This is a genomic window from Streptomyces dangxiongensis (assembly GCF_003675325.1).
GTDB classification, from domain to species: Bacteria; Actinomycetota; Actinomycetes; order Streptomycetales; family Streptomycetaceae; genus Streptomyces; species Streptomyces dangxiongensis.
On sequence record NZ_CP033073.1, the window covers coordinates 1,914,835 to 1,930,410 of the forward strand.

Consider the following 15,576-nt stretch of genomic DNA (forward strand, 5'->3'; position numbering starts at 1 on the left):
CGCATGTCGGCTTGGAACGTCCGCCCTCCCTCAGGCAGCGAGGGGAGCAAGCCGCCCCGCGCCGGCCACCGACTCCTCGTAGACCCGGCCCACACCGACCACCGTCGCGTCGTGGAAGGGGCGCGCCATCAGCTGCATACCGATCGGCAGTCCGGCGCGGTCGTGACCGACCGGCAGGGTGAGGGCCGGGACGCCGGTGATGTTGGCCGGGGCACAGAGGCGGACGTAGCTGTCCGACACGGCCTCGGTCGTGCCATCAGCCCACTCGACTGCTTCCTGCCCCGCCTCGACGGCGGTCATCGGCACCGTCGGCGCGGCGAGGACGTCGATTCCGTCGAACATGCGAGCCCAGGCGTCTCGCATCATGGTGCGGGCCCGCTGGGCGCGGAGGTAGTCGCCCGCAGAGGTGAGTTCGCCGGCCTCCAGCAGGATGCGAACGTCCGCCGCGTACAGGTCGGGGGTAGCCCGCAGCGACCGCTCGTGGTAGGCGGTGGCCTCGGGAACCATCAGCCCCCACTGAACGGCCTGGATGTAACGCGCCATCGGGATCTCGACGTCGACGAGCTCCGCCCCCAGCTCCGCCAGCCGCTCGATCGCGCCGCGTACGGACTCCTCGACCTCGGGCGTGACCCGGTCGAAGTAGTGGTTCCGCGGTACGCCGACCTTCAGTCCTCGCAGGTCGCCTCCCGGGAAGCGGTCCAGCATCGGGCCGGACACGCTCGCCGGGTCGCGCGGGTCGTGGCCGGCGGTCGCCGACAGCACCAGCGCGACGTCCTGGACGGTGCGGGTGAGAGGGCCCACGTGGTCCAGGGACCAGGACAGCGAGGTCACGCCTGTGCGTGGGACCAGGCCGTAGGTCGGCTTGAGGCCCACGACGCCGTTCAGGGCCGCGGGGACCCGGATGGAACCGCCCGTGTCCGTGCCCATGGCGAACGTCGCCCCGCCGGCGGCGACAGCTACCGCCGAGCCGCCGCTCGACCCGCCCGCAACCCGGCTGTGGTCCCAGGCGTTGTTCGTCTGCGGAGTGGTCAGGCCGTAGGCGAACTCGTGCGTGTGCGTCTTGCCCAGGAGGACGGCCCCGGCGGCGCCGAGCCGTTCGGCCACCCGGCTGTCGCGTTCCGCCACGTGCCCTGCCCGGACGTGCGAGCTAGCCGTGGTGGGTATCCCCTCTGCGTCGATCAGATCCTTGAGCGCCATGGGGATCCCGTGCAGCGGCCCGCGCGGTCCGCTTCCGGAGATCTCCCGTTCGGCGCGGACCGCTGCGGCCAGGGCCGCGTCGGCGGCGACGGTGACGTAGGCGCCCAGCCGTCCTTCGACGGCGGCAATACGGGCGAGCACCGATTCGGTGAGTTCGACGGGGGACAGCTCCCGTGCGCGCACCGCACGGGAGGCTTCGGTCAGCGACAGCTCAAACGGTTGCATCGGCGTTCCCCTGTCCGGCTCGGTAGGAGGACGCGGGAGGGGTCTCGCCGAAATCGAGCTCGCGCAACGTGCTGATCACGGAGTGGATGTGGTTGGCCGTCATGGCCACTCCTTCGTGTCGGCCGTCCCCGAGGGGGAGCCCCGCCCGCAGCGCCCCTCGGGCTGCCTCCTGGGGGGTGAGTTCGCCGGTCATGGCTTCCTTCCGGATCTGTGCGGCGTGACGGGCCGGGGCTGGTACAGGACCTCCGACCATCGTAAACGCGAATCGTTTGCTTTAGTCGATCGTAGGATCTACGGTGCCTTAAAGCAAACCAATCGCTTTTAGCACGGGAAGGACCCTCATGCAGAGCGTCCCCGCGGGCCTCGCGCCTCCCCGCACCTCCCCATCCGGACGCCTGCCGTTCGCATTGCACACCTCGATCCTGATCGCGCTGCTCGCCGCATCCAGCGCGCCGACCCCGCTGTACCCCCACTACCAGGCTCAGTGGCAGTTGTCGTCCCTCGACATCACCGTGGTCTTCAGCGCCTACGCTCTGGCGCTCCTGATCGCACTGCTGACGACCGGAACCCTTTCCGACCATGTCGGACGCCGCCCCGTGCTCCTGGGCGCGCTCGCGGTCCAGGTCGCCTCCATGGCACTGTTCGCGACGGCCGGCGGCCTGACCACCCTGATCGGCGCCCGCGTGCTGCAGGGCATCGCGACCGGCGCGGCGACCAGCGCAGCAGGTGCGGCTCTCCTCGACCTGGAAGATCCCGCCCGGCCGGGTCGCCCCGCTCTGGCCAACAGCATCGCGCCGGTGACGGGCATGGCGGCCGGCGTCCTGGCAGCCACCCTCATGGTGCGCCTCGCCCCCGTTCCGACGATCACGGTGTACGCGGCCCTGATCGCCGTGTTCGCCGCGCAGGCCATCGCCCTTGTCTCGACGTCCGAGACCGTCCGCCGCCGTCCCGGAGCACTGCGCTCGACGCGGCCCCGCCTGGCGCTGCCGTCGGCGGCCGCCCACGCTCTCCTGCTCAACGGCGCCGGCGTCGTCGCCGTCTGGGCACTCGGCGGCTTCTACTCGTCCCTGGGGCCGGGCTTCACACGGCTCATCTCCCCCGACGGACCCGAATACGCCGGCGGCCTGGTCTTCTTCACGCTGACGGCCGTCGCCGCCCCGACGGTGTACTTCACGCGCAGGATGCGTGCCGACGTCTCCGCTCTTCTTGGGAGCTGCGCGGTGATTCCGGCGGCCCTCCTGACCCTGGGTGCCCTCTATCTCACCGACCCCGTACTTCTCTTCACCGGGGCGGCGCTGGCCGGGTTCGGCTTCGGAGCTGTCTCCCAGGGTGCGCTGCGCGCGGTCGTCGACTCGGTACCGGCCCGGGAGAAGGGCGGCACGCTCGCCTCCTATTACGTACTCAGCTACTTGGCGATGAGTCTGCCCGCCATCGGCGCCGGCGCCCTCACCGCCGGCTTCGGACTGCGTGCGGCAGCACTGGCCCATGCCGGCTGCGTGGCCGTACTGGCGACCGTCGCAGTCGCGACGCTGACCGCGCCGCTGCGCAGTCGGCGCCGGACACCGTCTGCGGACGCCCACTCCCGCCCGGCAACGAGCAACCACACATCCGTCTCACCGGACACACCCGCCCCAGACATCTCCGTCCTCGCGACCCATAACAGGTAAGGAAGGTCTTCGTGTTCACCTCATCGCAAACGACCAAGTCCACTACTCCCCCCGCCTCTTCCTGGACGGTGGGCAACCACACCGTACGACGCATCGACGAAGTGGCCCTGCCCGCCCGGACCGGTCCGTGGCTGCTGCCCGGGGCAACCACCGACCTCGTGAGCCGGACTCCCTGGCTGAGCCCCGAATTCGCCGACGAACAAGGCGTTCTGCGCCTGGCGAGTCACAGCTTCGCCGTCGAGGTGGACGGCATGCGGGTGCTGGTGGACACCGGCATCGGAAACGGGAAGCGGCGCTCCAACCCCGCCTGGCACAACCTGAACAGCGACTACGAAGCACGGCTACGGGCGGCGGGCTTCGCGCCGGAGAACGTTGACGTCGTGGTCCTGACCCACCTCCACGCCGACCACGTGGGGTGGAACACGCGTGCCGAGGGCGACGCCTGGGTGCCCACCTTCCCGAACGCGCGCTATCTCATCTCACGCACCGAGTGGGACTACTGGGCGGGTGTCGACATGGAGGAGGCGCGTCGACAGATGTTCCGGGACTCGGTCCATCCCGTCCGGGAAGCAGGTCTGTTCGACCTCATCGATGTCGCGGACGAGGGCACGGACGTCGCGCCGGGCATCCGTCTGCTGCCCACCCCCGGCCACACACCGGGGCAGGTAGCGGTGGAACTGAGCAGCCGTGGCGAGACCGCACTGGTCACCGGCGACAGCATCCACCACCCGGTCCAAATAGCGCATCCGGAGCTCTGTAGCTGTGTGGACGTCGCTCCCGAACTCGCGGCCAGGACCCGGAACCAGGTGCTCGGCTCACTGGCCGGTACGTCAACTCTCCTGCTGGGAAGCCACTTCCCGCCGCCGACCGCCGGACACGTGCGACACGAGGACGGCGGGTACCGACTGGCCCCGGCCCCCTCAGGGGTCACGCCCATCGGCGGCTGAAGCGGATCGGACCACCCGGGACGGGCCACGCACCGAGTCGCACCGAGTCCGTGCGGGTGACGTCCTGGGCGCCCGCGACCGGACGGCCCGCGAGCGGATATGAGACTCCTCCGGCATGCGCTCCGTCGTCACCGATGGGGGCCGGAAGAAGTTATGACCGATCACCGGCTTGCGCCCTTTGCGTAAGCCGGCTGTCGGCTGTCCCTCGTGGGCGACAGTCACGCCGACGCGTCGCGAACGAGGGCAACCTGCCGGCCCCACTCGCCCCTGGCGGGCCAAGCAACGCGACCCTGCTTCAGTCTCACGAACCGAGCGTCAAGAGTGACGAATGCACGTCGCCGACATCAGGCGTACGAACCCCGCCACACCCTGTACCCGCAGGTCAGGCGAGTTTGAACAAGCAGTGCGTCTGCCCGACCCGCTACACAGAGGGAAACAGGTCGAGCAATCCACCCAGACCACAAAACCGCAGGTCAGGCACCCTTGCCAGCAGGCTCCAGAATCGCCACGCACTCCACGTGATGCGTCATCGGAAAGACGTTGGCCTGGGCGGGTCACAGAAAAGCCCAGGTCAGATGCACTTTCTCGGCTCATCGGTCTGTATACGGACGCCCAGAGCGTCAAACGAGCGTCATAGCCGACAGTCGAGACCAAGATCCATGCCCTCCCCGATCGCATCTCCCACTGCTGGTCCGATGCCAAGCTCGAGGAGGTCGGCCGCCGCCACGCCCGCGGCCGCTTCGACCACGAGGACCTGCAGGCGAACGTCACGGGCGCCGAGCGGACTGACGACCAAGCCTCGCCGCCTACGGTGTGGAGGAGGCAGGCCACCATTGCCGCTCTCCGAATCTGGGCCGCGGAGTGGGCCAACGACCTCGCGCCCCAGCTCCTCAAGGAGTCCCATGATCGAGACATCGGGGCCGACTCCACCAGCTCCACAATGCGCTTCCGGCAGGAGCATCGCCGAAACCACACTGCATGTCATCCAACGGGGACCGGAACCGTCCGACGTTGGCAGAGGGTCTCCGACCCGACCGGTGTCGGCATCCCGACCTGTGCACCTACGTCTTCAGGGGACCCGGGCAAGCTGCACTTCAGCGGCCCCGCTGTCACGCGCAGCCATCTCGGGACGCCCCGCGGTGGCTCCTGACCCGTACGAACCGTGACGCTCAACTATGCAGCCCGGGGAGTCTGCGAAGGGGCTGCCCGGATGCCGACGACCTCCACTTCCACTCCCCACGACCGCAGTGTCTTCGCCGTCTCGACAAGCGTCACCTGGGAGAAGGGAAACAGCGTCTCCGGGGTCAACTCCTCCGTACCATCCTTCAAGAGAATGCCGAACACGAGACGCCGGGGGACGAAGTCGAGGGGCATGATGCGCCTCCCCCTGCTCTGCTCGAAAACCTTGCGGGCGAACTGCGCGCGCACCTCGGCCGACTCCTTGAGCATCTGAACAGCCACCAGCCCCTGACTGAAAAGGTGGCTGAGCGGACCAGACCGGTGGGCGCGCTTCACCAGGACCAGCGTGTTGTCAGGTGTGAGGACATCGCAGATCTCCACCTCATTGGCAGCTTTGAGCGGGTTGCCTACGTTCTTGCGGTCGAGGCAGACGTAGCCGTCCCCCATCCGGGCGATCGACTCGTTGTACAGGTCCTCCTTCTCGCCCGGTTCCCAGGCAGGCAGCTCCACCGACGGAGGACGGTTGATCAACCGTGTCACGGTGTCCTTGATCGCGGCGAGGTACCGCGCCCCGATCTCGTACCACTCGCAGTCCATCAGGAGGAAGCGTCGTTCCCCGAGGGAGATACCGGCCTCGATCCACCGCAGCAGGGGTGTGGCGACGAGCCGGTCCTCGTGAGCGGCCCGCTGGTGACAGTAGAGGGTGACGGTGCTGCGCCGAAGCGCGGCCAGGCGCCCGCCTGCCGGGCGTGTGCGCAGCCGGTCCAGCACATGGTCGAGCTCGAAGGCGTCCCCCATGGTGACACCGCAGCCGTCGATCCTCAGCTGGACGGCGCCAGCAGCCTGGTAGTACGTCCAGTGGTCCCCGGGGACCCCCAGGGTGATCCGTCCGTCGGCGGGATCGCCCAACGCAGCCTCGAGCTCCTGCTCAAGGAGGGCCAGCGTTGCCGTGTCCTTGACCGGCGTGATGTGCTCGACGAATTCCAGCGCGGGATCGGGGGAGTCGTAACGGCACACCCGCGCGATCTCCCGGATGTCCGCGACCAGGTCGGCCGGCTCGATCCCGAGCGGAAGCCGGAGTCCGGCACCCCCTTCCACGCTGACGGTGACGCCTCTGCCGCTCTGGGCACGCGTAAGACCGTTGGACTGGAGGACGCCACGCAGGCTGGTGACGAACTGCTGGTGCTCGCGCACGCCGAAGCGCGTGACGGACGTCCCGCCAGGCACGAGGGCGATGTCGGTCCTGGCCTCGCCCATGGTGTGCGCGATGAGGCCCCTCACCTGCAGCGGGTCGACCTGGCGTGCGGCGTAGCGGAGCCCGAAACGCCGGTCCTTCAGGCGGTCCGGGATCAGGCGGTACCCCTGGTCGTACCCGATGGCGTACACCTCCCCGTCGACGGCGAGCATGAGCAGTGCGGCCGTCCTCCGGACACGCTCGGAAACGTCGCATCCGGTGGTGCGGGCGATCTCGTCGCACCAGGCCGCCTTCTCCTTTTCGATTCCAGCGCTGAGGAACAGCCAGGGCACCGGGAGCCTTTCGTGGTGGGCATCGTGGAACTCGGCGTCGAGCGACGCAAGCTGCTCGTGGTCGAGGGCCGCGCGCATGCCGTCCCGGTTCGGGACGACGTCGACGAGACGGTAGAGGGTGCGAAGGGACGTGCTGGGAGCCATGTGTGTCTCCAGTCGGTCGCGTACGTCACCGGTCTCAGGACCGCGGACGTGCCGGTCGGGTGACGGACATCGACATTGACAGGCGAAGTCCACGTCCAGAATCTGACTGCCTGATAGCACCTGCTATCAGGCTTTCCTGCATTGGCACTTCCAGGTCGGTCGTAGAGTGCGAACGGCGCCGGTGCCGCAGCACCGTAGTCGGGCGAAGAGGGGGACCGAAATGCCCAGCACGCACGAAACCCATGCTCTCGGCCCGTCCGGGGAGACGACATGGCGCATCTCGTCAACGGAGATCGCGGCTCTCGCCCGGGTGGAGCGAGCCGTGCCTGCCAACTGGCGCCGCCGCCACGGCGACTTCCCGGAACCCATCGCCCGGGACGGCGGCCGTACCTTCTTCGACGGCCGAGAGATCGTCGATTGGCTTCTGACGACGGGCCACGGCAATGCCGACGAGAACGACCTGGGCACGGAGCTGGCACTGCACAGCCTCTCAGCCTGGACCTCGCGCATTCCCGGTCGGCAGCTGCTGGACGTACTGACTGCGCTCATGTGCCTGCGCCACCACGAGGGCGTACCACTGCTTTCGGGGGAAGACACCACTTGGGAGTCGATCGTGGAGCGGGCTGGAATGCTGGACGAGGACGACACCTGTCTGATCAGCGAGTTGACCAACGCCGGCCCTTGGGGACCGCCGCTGTCCCGGCTCGCCGACGAACTGGTGGCGGCCGCCGCGAACACAGGCCGACGCCACGGTGGCATGCTGGCGGTTCGTCACGGGCCTGCAGCGGATGCCTTCGAATGGCTGCTCGGCGTGCGCCACAGGCTGGGGTTGCACGATTTGACCGCAGACACCCTTACCCCCGGGATGACCGAGTGCATCGCGCGGCTCACGGGGATCGATGGCACGACCGACCCGGTCGTCGCCAACCCGGGTGCCCGCGGCGGAGACCTCCTCGTCGCCCTGCACTCCGCGGCCGGGCCCGATATCACGCCAAGATTCGTTGCCTCCGACACGAACCGCTCACTGGTACGCCTCGTACGACGTCGGATGCTGGTCCGCGGCGTCCTGGGACAGGCCCTTGACGTGCAGGAAGGCGAGAGTGTCCCCGACGCGGTCGACGGACCGAACGTCGTCGCCTCCGTCCTCCCCTACCTGCCCCGCGAGGAACGGCTGCCAGAGAAAACGCTGGAGCGGATCGAGGCCCTGACCGATCTCCTTGCCGAGAGGTGCACAGCCGTCGTACTCGGTCCCGCCGACGCCTTGACGGAGCCGTTGCGTCCCCACGACTGGGCCGACCGCTTCCGCAGGGATTTTCTGACCAACGGCCTATTGAAGGCCGTGGTCGCTCTGCCTGGTGGGATCATGCCGTACCGGCCGGGGTACCGCACCGCGCTCTGGGTGCTGGCTCGTACATCGGAGCAGGAGAAGCGGGGCCGAGTCCTCCTCGCCGACTTGTCGGGCCAAGAGATGACCGAGCGGACTCTCACCGGGATCACCGAGGACATCCGACGGTGGCGAGCCGGTGGCTGGGGCAAGGACGATCTCCCCGCGCTCCACCACGGCGTGATCGTGTCCGTCGAGAGGCTCAACAGCCGTGCCGGTGCCGCGCTCACGGCCCGGACGCGCGCTACTACGGGGGCTCGGGACAGGGTCCTTCGCATGGCCGATCTGGAACTTCGGCTGAAGGAGCTCGGCGAGCGGGCCCATCGCGAGTCCGGTGCGGGTGGCCAACTGACGGCCCATGCCTCACTCCGCCCGGAGAGCAGCACCCCACCGTCCACCACCATCGCGCGGCTGCGCAAGGAGCGTCGCGTGCGTATGCTCCCGGGGCACAGGATCGCCACCGAGTACCTGCTGGACCGCGGTGACCACAACGTCCTGACCCCCGCCGAGGTCCTTGGCAGGAAACCGGTCGGCACCCACCGCATCGACCGTGCCCTGCTGATGACGGCATACCGGCACGTCGCCTTTACCGAACCCGGTGATCTTGTGATCACGGCTCAGCCAGAGTTCGGCGCGTACATCGACGCGGGCGGCTTCTCCGTCGTCGCCTATCCCGCCCGCGTGCTGAGGGTCCGGTCGGAGGCCGCGCGCCCTGTGCGGCCCCGGGTTCTGGCCGCGTTCCTGTCCATGGCAGCCGCGGAGTACCGGCGCACCCGGGGCTCCGTACACTCCGCGCTTACGCTCGAAGAGCTGGAATTTCCCGATGTCGGTCCGGTGGAAGCCGATCGTCTCGATGCCCTGCTCGAGGACATCGAACGGCGGTCATCGGTACTGCGGCAGCAGATCGGGGCTCTCGACGAGCTGGGGAGCCTCGCCACCGCCGGGATGGCCGACGGCACCCTTACCCTGCATGCCGACCAGTGATCCGCCGCTCAAGGAAGAGGAACCGCTGCCATGCTGTCGCGGATGAACCGAGCCGACGTCCGAACCGAGCTGTCCGGCGTACCGGGCTCCGGTGAGATCCAGCACGTCTTGTGGACAGCCGCGGACAAGCTGCGTGGCTCGATGGACATTGCCCGGTACAAGGAGTTCCTCCTCGGCCTGGTCTTTCTGAAGTACCTATCCGACGCCTTCGACGAGCGCCGCGCCAAGCTCGACGAGGAGCTCGCCGAGGAAGGCATGAACGCGGCACAACGGGCCGTCTTCCTGGAGGACAAGGACGAGTACATCGGCTACGGCGCCTGCTGGGTGCCGGAGTCCGCCCGCTGGAACGCCATCGCTGCCCGCACGGGGAGCGAGGACATCGGCCGGTACCTCGATGACGCGATCGACGCCGTCATGCGAGAGAACCCACCGCTCGCCGGTGTCCTGCCAAAAATCTACGGTCAGGAAGACATCGGCTGGCGTCGTCTCGCCGAGCTGGTCGCCCTCATGGACGACGCGCGGTTCACGGGCCCCGGAGGCAGGCCGGCACGGGACGTCCTGAGCGCGGTGTACGCGGACTTCCTCGACAGGTTCTCCCGGGCGGAAGGGAAACGAGGCGGTGACTTCCACCCCCCGGGGAGCGTGGCCCGGCTGCTGGTGGAGATGTTGGAGCCGTACGCGGGCCGGATCTACGACCCGGTCTGCGGCACGGCCGGGCTGCTCGTCCGGGCAGGAAATTTCGCTGCCGGACGCGAGACCACGGCACACACATACGGCTTGGCGTTGCACGGCCAAGAGCGGGATGAACGCACGTGGCGGCTGGCGAGGATGAACCTCGCGCTGCACGGTGTCGAAGGCGACCTGGCGTGGGGGGATTCCCTCGGCGAGGACCGGTACCCCGGTCTGGAAGCCGACTTCGTCCTGTCCATTCCCCCCTTCAACCTCAAGGAATGGCCACGAAACCCGGAGGACCCGCGTTGGCGGTTCGGTGTGCCGCCGCAAGCCAACGCGAACTTCGCATGGTTGCAGCACATCATCGCCAAGCTCGGAGACAAGGGCACCGCCGGTGTCGTTCTGGCTGGTGCCTCGGTCACTCGCGGCCGGGGCCGCGAAGACGAGATCCGCCGGGCGTTGGTCGAGGAAGATCTGGTGGCCTGCATGGTCGCACTACCGCCGCTCCTTTTCCGCGGCACCGGCGTTCCCGTATATCTGTGGCTCCTGGACAAGGACAAGTCCTCCCGGGGAACCAAGAACCTGGAAGACCGGCGTGGCCGCATACTGTTCATCGACGCCGGGGCCATGGGCGAGACAGCGGGCCGAGGAGAGCGCATCCTCTCCGACGGGGACCTCGCGAAGATCGTCGGCACGTATCGCGCATGGCGGGGCACGGCCTCGGCCGGGGGCAAGCGGTACAAGAACGTTGCCGGATTCTGTTTCTCTGCGGATGTGGCGGACGTCCGGCGCGAAGGCCATGTGCTGTCGCCGAACCGGTACATCGCCGAGGTCGGTGTCGAGTCGGCTGCCGAACGCATCGGGCGCCTGACGAAGGAGCTCGATGGGCTCTTCGGCTTGGCGGACGACCTGACGGAGGCGGTGCGGGCGCAGTTGCGGAGGGTCGATGGCTGACTGGAAGTTCGTCGAGTACCAGTCGCTGGCCGCGCCCGAAGACCGTTCGGCCTTCGCCATGGGCCCGTTCGGATCACGGATCACGAAGGAAGATTACGTTCGGGACGGAGTACCCATCATCCGCGGGACGAATCTGGCACGGGGAATTCTCGACGGTGAATTCGTCTACATCACGGAGGAGAAGGCGGACGAGGTGCTGTCGGCGAACGTCTTCCCGGGAGACGTCGTGTTCACCCACCGGGGTGCCATCGGCCAGGTGTCCGTGGTACCTCGCAGGCTGGGATACAGCCGGTACGTCATCGATTCGTCCCAGCTGCGGTCCCGGCTGGATCCGGCGAGAGCACTGCCCGAGTTCTACCACTACTGGTTCCGGTCGGAGGCGGGACGGCGTTCGCTTCTGACCCACACGTCGGCTGTGGGCGGGTCGGGCATGGCCGCTCCCCTGACGTCGATCCGCACCCTTCCGGTCCCGCACCCTCCGATGGCCGAGCAGGAGGGGGTGGTCGCCGTTCTCGGCGCGTTGGACGACAAGATCGCCGCAAACAGCCGCATCCTGGCCGCCACCCGCGAGCTGGCACTGGCACATTACGACCGGGCCGTCGAGTCGGCAGACGCTGTCCGGGTCGCCGTGGGGTCCGTCACGAGTGCGCTGCACCGGGGCGTCACACACCGGTACACGGACGCCCCTGATGGGGTGATCTTGCTCGACCAGGAGTGCGTCCGAGAAGGCCGGGTGATCACCGAGTCCGCGCGCCGGGCGCTCAGGGAGGAGGTGGACGCCGCCAGAATACTGCAGCGCCACGACGTGCTGGTCACCTCGTACGGCGCCGGCACACTCGGCCGTGTCGCCCGCTGGACCGCGGACGCGAATGCGGTGCCGGGCGCCCGTCTGCTGACGGTCCGCTTCGCGCCTGAACTGACCGACCCGCTTTGCGCGGGGTTCGCGATGCTGCGTGCACAGCCCCGCATCGAGGCCATGGCCGAGGGGACGCCCCGGCAGACCGGACTTCGGGAGACCCACCTGGCAGCCCTGGAGCTCCTCCTGCCCGCCGACGCCCACCGACCCGCGCTACGGGCTACGCTCGAGGCGCTGGAGAACCGGGCCGACCACGGACAGGCTGAGTCGGCCACCCTGGCCGAGCTCCGCGACAGCCTTCTTCCCCAGCTGATGACGGGCCGCCTGCGCGTAAGAGACGCCGAAGCAGTCGTGGAGGACGCTACGTGACCAGCCTGCCCATCGAGGCCGAGTTGGCGCAGCTCACGGTGACCGAGCTGACGCGGCTCGGCTGGGAGGCGTGTCCCGGAAACCGGCTCGCGCCCGGGTCCGGCCACCGCCGTGACTGGGACGGTCTGATCCTCCACAACCAGCTCCGCGAGGCGATCACCCGCCTCAACCCTGGCCTGCCTCCGGAGGCGGTGAGCCAAGCCGTGTCCGTCGCGGCCGGTCCTGTATCCCAGGACGCGTACACCGAAAACAGGCAGACGCACGCGTATATGACCCATGGGATTCGATCCGTCGTCTACACGGACGAGTTCGGCGCACGGCACAACCCCCCGATCCGACTGATCGATCTGAGGAACGCGGACGCCAACAGGTACATCGTGTCGACCGACACCGCACTCGCCGGCGGGGACGGGCAGCGTCGCCGCTTGGATCTCGTCCTCTACGTCAACGGGCTGCCGGTGGCCGTGATCGAGACGAAGCGGGCCCAGAACGGGGACGGGGCGCTGCGAGGGGCGCACCGCACGATGCAGCGGTGTGCGGAGGACTTCCCCGCCGCTTTCCGCTACAACGCCGTCACTCTGCTCTCATCTGGGACAGAAGCCGTATACGGGACGCCCTTCACTCCGTACGAGCAATATGCTGCCTGGAACGTAGACGAGTCGGGCCGGCCGGTACGGCCGGACCAAGCCGGTGAGGGAGACGCGACAGCAGAACAGCTGGCCCTGCGTGGCCTGTTCGACCGGACCCGACTGCTGCGCTTCGTCGATGGGTTCATCGACTTCACGTCCACCGGGAAGCGCATCGCCAGACCGCACCAGTATTTCGCAGCAACCAAGGCCGCACGAAGCGTGGTCGACGCCTTCCGCACCGACGGGCGGGCAGGTGTCGTGGCGCACGCCGCCGGAAGCGGCAAGTCCTGGACCATGGTGTTGACTTCCGGCGCCATCGCTCGCGACCCGGCACTGAACTGGCCTACGCTCGTCGTTGTCACGGACAATACCGAGCGCGACCACCAACTGTTCGCGACTTTCCAGGAGCACGGGCCTCCGCTGGAGCCCCTGTACCACGCGGACTCCCGTGAGGAATTGCGTGGGCTGCTGTCCGACATGCGTGCCGGCGGCACCGTCTTCACCACCTTGCAGAAATTCGGCCTCACCTCACGTGAGCACACGTCAGGGTCCGGACACCCCACGCTGTCCGAACGGCGGAACATCGTCGTCATCGTCGACGAAGCCCACCGATCGCACCGTTCCCTGCACGCCCGCCATCTCCGCGGGGCCCTGCCGAATGCAACCCTGCTCGCCTTCACCTCCGTACCGCTCTCGTCAGCCGACCGGATGATCCGCCAGGTGTTCGGACGCTCCATCGACACCTATGACCTCGAGCGGGCCACCTGCGATGGGGTAACGGTCCCCGTCCACTACGAGGACCGGACCCTCGAACTCGCCGGGGAATCCTGGCCGGATCTTCCAGAGTTCGACGAGGAGTCCGGACTGACTGCAGGATCCGGACGCCGTCGCACCGAGCGGACCGTCGCCGATCTGAACACCACACACGGCAGCCCGGCTCGGGTCCACGCCCTAGCCTCCGACCTGGTGGAGCACTGGGAGCAACGTCGCGCGCACATGACGCCGTTCATCGGCACACCCGGCAAGGCCATGGTCGTCTGTGCCACACGCGAGATGTGCGTGCGGATGTTCGAGGCCATCCGGGAACTACGGCCCGGGTGGGCCCATCAGGCGGTTGACCACGGCACGATGAAGATCGTCTTCTCGGGCTTGGGCATGGATCCGGATCGGCTGCGTTCCCATGCTCTGACTCCAGCGGAGCGCTCGACGGTAGTCAGACGGGCCCAGGATCCTGACGACGAGCTCGAACTGCTCATCGTGCACAGCATGCTGCTCACCGGCTTCGACGCGCCGCCGGTCCACACCATGTATCTGGACCGCTCCCTCAAGGGCAACCTGCTGATGCAGGCCATGGTTCGGGTCAACCGTCGCTTCCGCGGCAAGCCGGACGGTCTCCTCGTCGGCTACGTGCCTCTTGCCGACAACCTCCGGCAGATGCTTGCCGAACGCTCCGACACCGGCCAGGCCGTCCGATACGCGGCCGCGGACATCGACACGGCACTGGATGAGCTGCGCAAGGAGTACGACGCCTTGTGCGGCATCCTCGCGGACATCGACTGGCGCGCGCTGCTCGCAAGACCAGGTCCCCGGTCACACCTGGAAGCCGTACTAAAGACCTTGAATCATCTGCGCGACCCCCGCACTCCCGGAAACGACACTGCCGACCCGGCCCGCAATCTCGGGCGGCGCTATCGCGAGCACGCCTATCGCCTGGAGCGCTTCCATGCACTGACCTTCGCCAGCACCAAGATCGCGGAACGGTTTCCAGATGCTCCGGACTGGCGATCCGACCTGAAGTTCATGACGCAGGTCCGTGCCTGGATGGCCAGATTCGACGCCGCAGACCGCGAGGCAATCGGCCCGGATGAATCCCAAGATATGGCGCACATGGTGCACCAGCTGGCGCAGACCACCGGACCGGAGGCGCCCGCCACAGGACTCCAGGCGTCCGAAACCCCGCACTTGGCCACCGAGGCCATGCGGCGGCTGGCCGAGCGGTCCGTACACGAAGTCACCCAGCACAATGTCGTACGGCGCGGCGTCCTGTCGGCACGGTTGCGGGACCTGACGAGCGAATACGAACGGCAGCGGCTCACCAGCGGGGAGATCATCGCCGAGCTGACAGAGATGGTGCACGAGATAGCCTCGGACACCCACCGCGGTGAGCGGTTCGACCCGCCGCTGAGCCAGGACGAACTCGCCTTCTACGACGCGATCGCCGACCACGGCAAGGCCCGCGACCTCATCGGTGACGCAGCGCTTGCCGACATCGCCCGCGCGCTGGTGACGGCTGTGCGTCGGCAACTGACACCGGACTGGGTCTCCCACGAACCGGTCCGCGCCAGACTGCGCAGCACCATCAAACGGCTGCTCGCCCGGCACGGATACCCACCCGCCGAGGTCTTGGACGCGGTCGAGCTCATCACCAAGCAGCTGGAGTATTTCGCCCGAGAGTGGACGCGAGAGGAATTCAAGGACTGACGGCTTTGACAAGCAACAGTCCACACTACGCGGCGATGACAACCTTGACACCGGACGGCGAACACGGTGGACCTCGTGCCGCAGGCAAGTGTGGTTCGAAAACCGGGTGCAGCGCATGCAGGCCGATATCCTCAGACTCGACGGCGAAGACGGTTCGCTCCTCGTCTCCGTGCCGGAGCAGGAACCAGTCCATGAGTCGGGTCAGTCGGTACCGGTGACGCCCGCCCTCGGTACGGCAGACGCGTCACCGTCATCGAGGCCCCGCAGGTTGGTGAAAACGGAAGGTTCCACAAAAGCCCGACACATCGGTTGACCCGCGCTATCTGATCCAGGAAGACCACCTCACGCCCCGTCAGAAACA

The 15,576-nt window shown here is 68.0% G+C and carries 9 protein-coding genes; 6 read left to right on the forward strand and 3 right to left on the reverse strand.

What is annotated here, in order from left to right; all coding sequences use genetic code 11:
- Positions 1-30: 30 nt before the first annotated feature.
- Both D9753_RS08460 and D9753_RS08465 read right to left on the reverse strand, forming a co-directional pair.
- Positions 31-1,422: an amidase gene (locus tag D9753_RS08460; RefSeq protein ID WP_121786445.1), complete on the reverse strand. Its 1,392-nt coding sequence runs from the start codon at positions 1,420-1,422 to the stop codon at positions 31-33.
- The gene (locus D9753_RS08465) at positions 1,409-1,615 is read right to left on the reverse strand and encodes a hypothetical protein (protein ID WP_121786446.1); all 207 of its coding nucleotides are present in this window, start codon (positions 1,613-1,615) and stop codon (positions 1,409-1,411) included. The genes D9753_RS08460 and D9753_RS08465 overlap by 14 nt, the downstream gene beginning before the upstream one ends.
- 148 nt (positions 1,616-1,763) lie before the next feature.
- Here D9753_RS08465 and D9753_RS08470 point away from each other — a divergent pair, with 148 nt between their 5' ends.
- Positions 1,764-3,089, forward strand: coding sequence for an MFS transporter (locus tag D9753_RS08470; protein WP_121786447.1), 1,326 nt, complete (start codon positions 1,764-1,766; stop codon positions 3,087-3,089).
- An 11-nt stretch (positions 3,090-3,100) separates the two neighbouring features.
- A complete protein-coding gene (locus tag D9753_RS08475; RefSeq protein ID WP_240468086.1) occupies positions 3,101-4,036 on the forward strand; it encodes an MBL fold metallo-hydrolase in 936 nt (311 codons plus the stop codon).
- 1,173 nt (positions 4,037-5,209) lie between these two features.
- Here the strand turns inward: D9753_RS08475 and D9753_RS08480 are convergent.
- Positions 5,210-6,886, reverse strand: coding sequence for a TIGR04141 family sporadically distributed protein (locus tag D9753_RS08480; RefSeq protein WP_121786449.1), 1,677 nt, complete (start codon positions 6,884-6,886; stop codon positions 5,210-5,212).
- Positions 6,887-7,106: 220 nt separating this feature from the next.
- On the opposite strand from D9753_RS08480, the gene D9753_RS08485 reads away from it, so the two are divergent.
- Genes D9753_RS08485 through D9753_RS08500 form a run of 4 tightly spaced genes read left to right on the forward strand, consistent with a single transcriptional unit; the run spans position 7,107 to position 15,215 of the window.
- Positions 7,107-9,254: a DNA methyltransferase family protein gene (locus D9753_RS08485; protein WP_121786450.1), complete on the forward strand. Its 2,148-nt coding sequence runs from the start codon at positions 7,107-7,109 to the stop codon at positions 9,252-9,254.
- Between the two features lie 30 nt (positions 9,255-9,284).
- Positions 9,285-10,880, forward strand: a complete 1,596-nt coding sequence (locus tag D9753_RS08490; protein WP_205614089.1) for a type I restriction-modification system subunit M — start codon at positions 9,285-9,287, stop codon at positions 10,878-10,880.
- The gene (locus tag D9753_RS08495) at positions 10,873-12,105 is read left to right on the forward strand and encodes a restriction endonuclease subunit S (protein ID WP_121786451.1); all 1,233 of its coding nucleotides are present in this window, start codon (positions 10,873-10,875) and stop codon (positions 12,103-12,105) included. Before D9753_RS08490 ends, D9753_RS08495 begins: the two co-directional genes overlap by 8 nt.
- A complete protein-coding gene (locus tag D9753_RS08500; protein WP_121786452.1) occupies positions 12,102-15,215 on the forward strand; it encodes a type I restriction endonuclease subunit R in 3,114 nt (1,037 codons plus the stop codon). The genes D9753_RS08495 and D9753_RS08500 overlap by 4 nt, the downstream gene beginning before the upstream one ends.
- Positions 15,216-15,576 lie beyond the last annotated feature (361 nt).

Bases quoted from the DNA above. Each gene is read 5' to 3' on its own strand.
- D9753_RS08470 (WP_121786447.1), top strand. From the start codon at position 1,764: ATGCAGAGCGTCCCCGCGGGCCTCGCGCCTCCCCGCACCTCCCCATCC.
- D9753_RS08485 (WP_121786450.1), top strand. From the start codon at position 7,107: ATGCCCAGCACGCACGAAACCCATGCTCTCGGCCCGTCCGGGGAGACG.
- D9753_RS08480 (WP_121786449.1), bottom strand. From the start codon at position 6,886: ATGGCTCCCAGCACGTCCCTTCGCACCCTCTACCGTCTCGTCGACGTC.
- D9753_RS08490 (WP_205614089.1), top strand. From the start codon at position 9,285: ATGCTGTCGCGGATGAACCGAGCCGACGTCCGAACCGAGCTGTCCGGC.
- D9753_RS08460 (WP_121786445.1), bottom strand. From the start codon at position 1,422: ATGCAACCGTTTGAGCTGTCGCTGACCGAAGCCTCCCGTGCGGTGCGC.
- D9753_RS08465 (WP_121786446.1), bottom strand. From the start codon at position 1,615: ATGACCGGCGAACTCACCCCCCAGGAGGCAGCCCGAGGGGCGCTGCGG.
- D9753_RS08495 (WP_121786451.1), top strand. From the start codon at position 10,873: ATGGCTGACTGGAAGTTCGTCGAGTACCAGTCGCTGGCCGCGCCCGAA.